The organism is Desulfonatronospira sp. MSAO_Bac3 (assembly GCF_003838035.1).
Classification (GTDB): Bacteria; Desulfobacterota; Desulfovibrionia; order Desulfovibrionales; family Desulfonatronovibrionaceae; genus Desulfonatronospira; species Desulfonatronospira thiodismutans.
Genome location: NZ_QYZY01000202.1, coordinates 1 through 8,110, shown reverse-complemented (window position 1 = coordinate 8,110; position 8,110 = coordinate 1). Strand labels below are relative to the sequence as shown.

General features: G+C 52.4%; 7 protein-coding genes and 1 tRNA gene. 5 read left to right on the top strand and 3 right to left on the bottom strand.

Annotated elements, in window-relative coordinates; all coding sequences use genetic code 11:
- On the bottom strand, window positions 1-1,107 hold a 1,107-nt coding region (locus tag D5S03_RS06930), incomplete at its 3' end, for an Hpt domain-containing protein (RefSeq protein ID WP_287043156.1).
- 283 nt (window positions 1,108-1,390) lie between these two features.
- Window positions 1,391-1,690, bottom strand: coding sequence for an STAS domain-containing protein (locus D5S03_RS06925; protein WP_287043154.1), 300 nt, complete (start codon window positions 1,688-1,690; stop codon window positions 1,391-1,393).
- A 368-nt stretch (window positions 1,691-2,058) separates the two neighbouring features.
- Here D5S03_RS06925 and D5S03_RS06920 point away from each other — a divergent pair, with 368 nt between their 5' ends.
- The 5 genes from D5S03_RS06920 to D5S03_RS06900 all read left to right on the top strand — a co-directional run bounded on the left by D5S03_RS06920 (window position 2,059) and on the right by D5S03_RS06900 (window position 7,593).
- Window positions 2,059-3,786, top strand: coding sequence for a methyl-accepting chemotaxis protein (locus D5S03_RS06920; RefSeq protein ID WP_287043152.1), 1,728 nt, complete (start codon window positions 2,059-2,061; stop codon window positions 3,784-3,786).
- 56 nt (window positions 3,787-3,842) lie between these two features.
- Entirely contained in the window at window positions 3,843-5,987 is a 2,145-nt protein-coding gene (locus D5S03_RS06915; protein ID WP_040419307.1) for a two-component system response regulator, read from the top strand.
- A complete protein-coding gene (locus tag D5S03_RS06910; RefSeq protein ID WP_008871619.1) occupies window positions 5,984-6,793 on the top strand; it encodes a phosphoribosylformylglycinamidine synthase subunit PurQ in 810 nt (269 codons plus the stop codon). Before D5S03_RS06915 ends, D5S03_RS06910 begins: the two co-directional genes overlap by 4 nt.
- 25 nt (window positions 6,794-6,818) lie before the next feature.
- Window positions 6,819-7,334, top strand: coding sequence for a nucleoside deaminase (locus D5S03_RS06905; protein ID WP_008871620.1), 516 nt, complete (start codon window positions 6,819-6,821; stop codon window positions 7,332-7,334).
- Window positions 7,335-7,498: 164 nt separating this feature from the next.
- Window positions 7,499-7,593, top strand: a tRNA-Ser gene (locus tag D5S03_RS06900).
- Window positions 7,594-7,813: 220 nt separating this feature from the next.
- Here D5S03_RS06900 and D5S03_RS06895 read toward each other — a convergent pair.
- On the bottom strand, window positions 7,814-8,110 hold a 297-nt coding region (locus D5S03_RS06895), incomplete at its 5' end, for a TVP38/TMEM64 family protein (RefSeq protein ID WP_287043149.1).

Below are 8,110 nucleotides of genomic sequence, written 5' to 3'. Positions count from 1 at the left end.
CGAGGTCTGAGCCTGAGCAGCCTGCTTGTCCTGTGGCTTTTTATCCTTGTCCGGCTGGGTCTTTTGCGGCCTGGCCTGGCTTTTTTCTTTTTGTTCAGCTTGGGGTGGTGCTGGCTTTTCCCCCTGAGGATCTGGAGGTGGCGGAGCCTCTGGCTCCGGCTCAACTTCCGTCTCCCGGGCCTTGTCTTCCTCCTTATCTTCCTCCTGTTGATCCTCATCCTGTCCGGGTTCTGCTTCCAGGCCTTCCAGGTTCAGATCATAGGAGGAGTCCGGCTCCTCTTCTACGGTTTCCTCGGGGATCTGCTCCTGATCTTGAGGCTGTTCAGCAGCCGGGGGTTTTTCCTGGATTTCCTGGGCCTGGACCTGGATTATCCGCTCTGAAGGCACCTCAAAAAGGCTGTTGATGATGTCCGGTTCGATTATGGAGGAAAAAAGTATAAAAAGCGGGATCTTGTTGCTGAAGCTGTCATCGTCCAGGCTGCCTACAGCTTCCAGGTCCACCTTGAGGTCCAGGATAGCTCCTGTGGACTGCATATCCTTGACCAGATCCAGAGGCTTTTTGTCTTTCTGATGCACATCGTGAATCAGGTCGAACTCCAGAAGATAGACGAACTTGCCCCCTTTGCGGGCCTGGTTGAAATCGTACTCCGGTATTCTGAATATCTCGCGGCCGGAATGATCATTGATGGATACTTCCCTGATAACTGTATCCTTCTCGTCGTCGTCCAGGGCGGAAGTAGTTATGCCGGTGAGAGCGGTTACATGTTCGGCAATATCCATATCTTCACTTTCATGGATATTTTCCACCATCTCCCGCAGACGATCAAAGGCCAGCAGAATTATGTTGACAATTTCCGGGTTGGGGGTGAGCTCCATGTTGCGGATCATGTCCAGGACATTTTCTATCTTGTGGGCCAGTTCCTTAAGGTTGATCAGGCCCAGAAAACCCGCTCCGCCCTTCATGGAGTGCGCCGCCCGGAAAACCTTGTTCACCAGGTCCAGGTCGACATCTTCTCCGGCCTCCTCGATCTTTAAAAGATCGCTTTCAATGTCCTCCAGGTGTTCCCTGGATTCCTCCACATACATTTGCAGGGTTTCATCATCCATTGATCTTCACCTCTTGCGGCATTCTGCTGCCTGATATTCTGCCGGAATGTGCTTTCGGCAGTTGTTCTGATTTTACCGTTGACGTATACGGATTATCAGTGAAATATTTTCCCCGGCCTGTGCAATTGTCCGCCATTGATATTTCTGTCCGGGCCGGCCTATTTTTTAATGATCCGAAATCCCTTCCAATCCCCAATCCCTAAATTCCCCAATCCCTAAATTCCCAATCCCTAAATCCCCCAATCCCTGAATTCCTAAATCCCTAAATCCCTAAATCCCCAAATCAATTTTTACCCTCAATCTCGAAATGTTTATTCAGACGCATGACCTGAAAAAGGTTGTAGAGGTTGTCGTCGACGTTCACCAGCTTAAACCCCTTGCCTTCCTTCTTGAGAGAATTAAATGTGGCGATAAGTACGCCAACGCCGATGGAATCCACCTGGTCCACCTGCCCCAGGTCAACTACCAGGGTCCCGGACTCCTGCGGGATGGACTCCTTTAGCTTTTCCTTGATCTCCTTGGCGTTGGCTGAAACAATATTCTGATCAATCGTGAGAACCAACTGGTTTTCTTCCCCCTGCATATAAAGCACCTCCCGGCAATAAGCGTGTTTACGCAGTCTCCGCCTGACCAGACGAGCAGTGCTGAACTGACATCGCCTGCATAGACGACCTGCTTGAAAAACGCCATACTCCAATATTGATTTTTCATCAATACTTAACTTATCGACCAGAACCAACAAAAACAATAGCCCCCCTTATACACAGAACATTTTTTTCGCATAGCAACATACTCCCGGTAAAATATTATTTGCATATTGCCCATCTTCCTGTCAGAGAGAAATTTCCACCGTTCACCGGAACCTGTATGCTTGTTTCTGGAAGAAGATCTAATTTTAGCTAACATTTAAACAAACATCTCCGACTCTGCAGTCTCATCAGGGAGCAAAAAATGTCCTGGAAAAATCTGAGCATCAAGTGGAAAATACTGGCAATTTCCCTGTCCGCGCCCATAGTGGTGGCGCTGATATTCGCCTATATGCAGATTTCCCAGGTGCGGCAGAATGCCCATGAGTCCATCGTGGACACCAGCCGGGCCATCACTGTCATGGCCGAAGCCACCCGCGAAGACATGGCCAACAAGCTGACCATGGGCATAATCAGGCCCTTTGACGAACTGGAAACCAGAGAAGAAATCCTGGAGGCTGTGCCCATTGTCACCGCCATGAACGTGGCCAGGGAAAACGCTGATGAAGCCGGGTACAACTTCCGGGTGCCCAAGATTGAGCCGCGCAATCCGGACAACGAGCCCGATAAGATTGAGCGCGAAGTTCTTGAAGATTTCCAGGAAGAATATCAGGAAGAGAAGGTGCTCATAACCCGGGATGAAATTCGCTATTTCCGGGCCATCCAGCTGACCCAGGACTGCATGGCCTGTCACGGGGACCCTGCGGGCGAAGAAGACCCTGTGGGCGGCACCAAGGAAGGCTGGAAGGTTGGCGAGGTTCACGGTGCCTTTGTCATAACCACCTCCCTGGACGAAACCAATCAGGCCATCCAGAGGGCCCAGATGAACATGGCCCTCTGGACAGCGGCCATCCTGGCGGTGCTTGGCACAATCATATATATCATGATAAAATTCAGCATCGTTCGACCACTGTCCATGGCCGGGGATTTCCTGCGCAAGATCTCTTCCGGGGACCTGAGCCGGGACATAGACAGCTCTAAACGCGATGAATTCGGCAACATGATAAACGACCTGGGCCAAATGAGCGCCAACCTGCGCCAGATGCTCATGGGCATAGCCCAGAAGGCTCAGTCCCTGCTGGAATCGGCCCGGAGCCTGGACCAGGTTTCCAGCAAGCTGTCCGATGAGTCCATGGAAATGTCCGGGCGCTCCAACACAGTCGCTTCTGCTTCCGAGGAAACCAGCACCAACATGAACTCTGTGGCTGCGGCCATGGAGCAGGCCTCCACCAATGTATCCACAGTGGCTACCGCTGCCGAGGAAATGAGCTCCACCCTGTCGGAAATTTCCGGAAATGCAGACCAGGCCAGAAACATAACCGGCAAAGCCGTGGACCAGGCCCAGAGCGCCTCGGACAGGGTAAAGCTTCTCAAGGACGCCGCCCAGGAAATCGGCAAGGTCTCAGAAACCATCACCCAGATATCCTCCCAGACCAACCTTCTGGCTTTAAACGCCACCATTGAGGCGGCCCGGGCCGGCGAGGCCGGCAAGGGCTTTGCCGTGGTGGCCAACGAAATAAAGGAACTGGCCGACCAGACCGGAAAGGCCACTGAAGAAATCAAGCAGAAGGTCGAGCATATCCAGGCTTCCACGAGCGACACTACCCAGGAGATCGATATGGTGATGCAGGTGATCCGGGAAGTAAACGAGTTCGTGGACAGCGTGGCTGCGGCGGTTCAGGAGCAAACCCAGACCACCCGGGATATTGCCGAAAACGTCGGCCAGGCCTCCAGCGGAATTCAGGAGGTCAACGAAAACGTGGCCCAGGCTTCCAGTGTATCCCAGGATATGACCCGGGACATATCCAGGCTCAGTGAATCATCCAATTCCATCAGCCAGAGCAGTTCCACTCTGAAGCAGAGTTCGCAGTCCCTTTCGGAGATGGCCGAGGAGCTGCAAAATATGGTTGAAAAATTTAAATTTCAGAGGTAACTAATCTCCAAGCAACGGATAGCTCGCAAGTAATCATGTCGAATGACGATACACAAATGCAGGAAAACACACCCAAGATACTCGTAGTTGATGACGAGCTCATCAACAGGTCCATGTTGCGCAAGTTTCTTGCCTCCCGGGCCGAGATCCTGGAAGCTGAAGACGGTTATCAGGCCTTGGAGCTTGCCTCCTCCGAGACCGACCTGGTGCTTCTGGATCTAATGATGGAGGGCATAGACGGAATAGAAGTATGCAGACGTCTCAAAGAGCGCCCGGACACTAAGGAAGTACCGGTAATTTTCATCTCCGCGGTTAATGACCCCAAGGTCAAGGCCCAGGGTCTGGAAGCCGGGGGGATGGACTTTGTGGACAAACCCTTTGACCGCAACGAACTGCTCTCCAGGATAAATATCCACCTGACCCTGCGCAATCAGGCCATAGAAATCAAAAAATACACCCAGGAACTGGAAGAGCTGGTGGAAAAACGTACCCGGCAGCTCCAGGAATCTGAAAAGAAGTACAGAACTCTTTTTGAAACCTCCAAAAGCGCCATGCTGCTGGTAGATACCGAAAGCGGCCTGTTGACCATGGCCAACAAAGAATTTTGCGATCTCATCGGCTATACCAGACAGGAGGTGGAAAACAGCCTGCACTTCCTCAATTTTGTTCACCCCGATGACCATGAAAGAGCCAGGAAATACTTCGACACAAGCCGCCAGGATGCCGGCACTGCTCCAGCCGAATTCGAAATCAAAGGGCTGACCAGGGAAGAAAAAAAACTTCATCTTTACTACAAGGTAGCAGCCATTCCCGAATGGAACTCTCTGGTGATATCCATTTTTGACCTCACGGACAAACGCCGGGTGGAGGAGGAGCTCAGACAACGCACCTTTTACAATTCCTTGACCGGCCTTCCCAACAGCGAGCTTTTCAAAAACAGGCTGAAAAAATCCATCCAGACCAGGCAGGAAGACCAGGGATATTTTTTCGCGGTGATCTTTATCGACCTGGACCGCTTCAAACTGGTCAACGACAGTCTGGGGCACCAGAAAGGCGACGAACTTATTTCCCTTATGGCCAAAAGGCTGGAGCGGGGAGTAAAGAAAAGAGACACTGTGGCCCACTTCGGCGGAGACGACTTCGGCCTGCTCATTGAGGCCGAGGATCTGCCCGAAGCCGCCCTCAGGGCTGAAAAAATCAAGGACCAGTTCGTCGAACCTTTTGAAATAGCCGGCAACGAGATCTACACCACCTGCTCCATGGGCATCGTGGTCTCATCCCAGGATTACAGCGAGCCTGAAGAAATATTCAGGGACGCGGACACGGCCCTGCACCGGGCCAAATCCACAGGACCTGGCAACTATGTCGTGTTTGACCCTCAAATGCATGCCCAGGTTTCCGACCTTCTGCAACTGGAGACGGAGCTGCGTAAAGCCATACAGCAGAAGGAATTCGTCCTTTACTACCAGCCCATATACAATCTGGCCGACCTCAGGATCACCGGGTTTGAGGCCCTTATCCGCTGGATTCACCCCGAAAAGGGGATGGTCCCCCCCAATGTATTCATTCCCATTGCAGAAGAAACAGAACTTATAAATCCCCTGGGGGAATGGATACTGGATACCGCCTGCAGGCAGGCCCGGAAGTGGAACAAAGGCGGCCGGGAGCTGACCATGAACATCAATCTGTCCGGAGTGCAGTTCAAGGACAAGAACCTGATCAATGTCCTGGAAAATACTTTCAGAAAAAACAGCATATCCCCTCTGCACATCAACCTGGAACTTACCGAAAGCGTGGTCATGGGCGATGCCGAAGAATCCATCAACACCCTGAACAAAATCAAAAAACTGGGAGCCAGGCTGTCCATAGACGATTTTGGTACCGGGTATTCCTCCCTCAACTATCTGCAGAAGTTTCCCATAGACAACCTCAAGATTGACCGCTCCTTTATAAACACCATGGAGACTCAGAGCGGACAGGAACTGGTGCGGGCCATTCTGGCCATGACCCAGAGCCTGGGCATCAAGGCCGTGGCCGAGGGAATCGAAACCTGGGAACAGGTGAAGCTTCTTCAGGAACTCAACTGCAACCTGGGACAGGGCTACCATTTCTCCAAGCCCCTGGACGAGGAGAGCGCAGACGCCTTGCTGCAAGAACATAACACGGACTCACCAGCCATGCAGGAAAAGGAACCATCATGAGTCAGGCAAAAGTGCTGGTGGTCACAGGTCATGGAACCAACTGCCACGGTGAAACCGCCTATGCAGCCAGGCAGGCCGGAGCAGACCGGGTGAGCATATGCTTTTTTTCCGATCTGACATCTGAAAAGGAAAATATCCGGGACTACAATCTCCTGATATTTCCAGGAGGGTTCCTGGACGGGGACGACCTGGGAGCGGCCCAGGCCGCGGCCCTGCGATGGATGTATTCCAGCACTGAAAGCGGTCGTCAGATCATCAGGGACCTGGAAGAGTTTTACACCGATGGAGGACTGATCCTGGGCATCTGCAACGGGTTTCAGCTGCTGGTCAAGCTGGGACTTTTGCCGGCCATGGACCGGGCCTATTTTCAACGCCAGGTCAGCCTGACCCACAACGATTCCTCCAGGTTTGAGGACCGCTGGGTACATCTGGGGTGCAACCCCGGTTCTCCATGCGTTTTCACCCGGGGCCTGGACAGGCTGTATCTTCCCGTACGACACGGAGAAGGCAAGCTGGTATGCAGGGATGAAACCATGCTGAACAGCCTGGAAGAAAACAACCTGGTAGCCCTTAAGTACATCCATCCAGATACCAGAGGTCCCACTCAGGAGTACCCATACAATCCCAACGGGTCGCCCTCGGCCATTGCCGGACTTACCGACCCCCAGGGCCGCATCCTGGGCCTTATGCCTCATCCCGAGGCGTACAACCACCCCACCAACCACCCCGGCTGGACCAGAGGAGAACAGGACATCCTGGGAACCGAGATCCTGGCCAGGGGCATCGAATACCTGCACTCTTGCTGACCCAGCATTTTGCAATTTTCATGGTATGGCTGCAAATAATGCCTTGAACTCCTGCTCTTCAACATCTGCTGCCGGCTCTCAGGAACAGTGGCGTGTTCTCATGCAAGAGGCCCTGAAAGAAGCCGGGAAAGCCAGGAGCCGGGGAGAAGTACCGGTGGGGGCTGTACTGGCGGATGCCGGCACCGGCGAGATCCTGGCCGGGGGAAGCAACCGGTGCATAGAACTAAACGACCCCACAGCCCACGCAGAAATTATCGCCCTGCGCCGGGCAGGGCAGGCCAGGGGCAACTACCGCCTGCCCGGGACCGTCCTGGCGGTAACCCTGGAGCCATGCCTCATGTGCCTGGGGGCAATAGCCCAGGCCAGAATAGACGGCCTGGTCTATGGACCGCGCGATCCTGGAGCCGGTGCACTTTTTTCCAGACCAGACATCCTTGACTTTGTCTGGCTTAGTCATAAATTCTGGATAGTTGAAAATATCCTGAAAGACGAGTGCCTTGAGCTTCTGCAGAATTTTTTCCGCGACAAAAGAAGCCCTTGAGCTCTGCTGGCTGGTCTGGTAGTTTCAGCAAAATAACGCACACAGATTGCCGGTGCAAGAAGTGACAAACAGCTGAATGGTTATGTTATTTTTCTGCCGGTCACACGGCAACCGTGATTCACTGTTCCCTGACCTCTGATCTCTGACGTCTGCCCTGCTATAGCGGAGAGGTAGCGAAGTCCGGCTGTAACGCGCCCGGCTCGAAACCGGGTTGTCCCTTAACCGGGGCACGTGGGTTCGAATCCCACCCTCTCCGCCAATCATAAAATATTTCAGATGGTTATACATAAATCAGGCAAGCATACCCCACCTGTTGAACCAGTAAAAAATACTTCTCAAAGAAAACTCTTTTTCCACACCTTTTTTTGCTTCCCTTACGGAAAAATTAGTCCTTTCATCCACACCTTCCCAGAAAAATCGTAACAGCTTAGCCAGTTGCATGCGGCATGAGGACTGGATCTGGCAGTGCCCATGTAAAGCTAAATAGATACATCCCAGTATTTTCTTTTTACCCATCGCAAAAGGACAAAAATAACCATGAACATGGCCAGAGCGATATATAAAAGCGTCGGATCCATTGCAGTAGCCGATCTTCCAAGAACAATAAACGGTATCCCCTGAGGCGCCTGAACAATACTGTTCATCAAAACACAATAGCTGAAGGGAACGCCGGCCAGGGGCAGAATATAGTTCTTTCCGGAATATGGTATTCCAGGAATGGCATAAAACAGGAAGCTGTACATGGCTGTACTGTTTTCAGGTATTTTCGGAACATG

Bases quoted from the DNA above. Each gene is read 5' to 3' on its own strand.
- D5S03_RS06925 (WP_287043154.1), bottom strand. From the start codon at position 1,690: ATGCAGGGGGAAGAAAACCAGTTGGTTCTCACGATTGATCAGAATATT.
- D5S03_RS06920 (WP_287043152.1), top strand. From the start codon at position 2,059: ATGTCCTGGAAAAATCTGAGCATCAAGTGGAAAATACTGGCAATTTCC.
- D5S03_RS06915 (WP_040419307.1), top strand. From the start codon at position 3,843: ATGCAGGAAAACACACCCAAGATACTCGTAGTTGATGACGAGCTCATC.
- D5S03_RS06910 (WP_008871619.1), top strand. From the start codon at position 5,984: ATGAGTCAGGCAAAAGTGCTGGTGGTCACAGGTCATGGAACCAACTGC.
- D5S03_RS06905 (WP_008871620.1), top strand. From the start codon at position 6,819: ATGGCTGCAAATAATGCCTTGAACTCCTGCTCTTCAACATCTGCTGCC.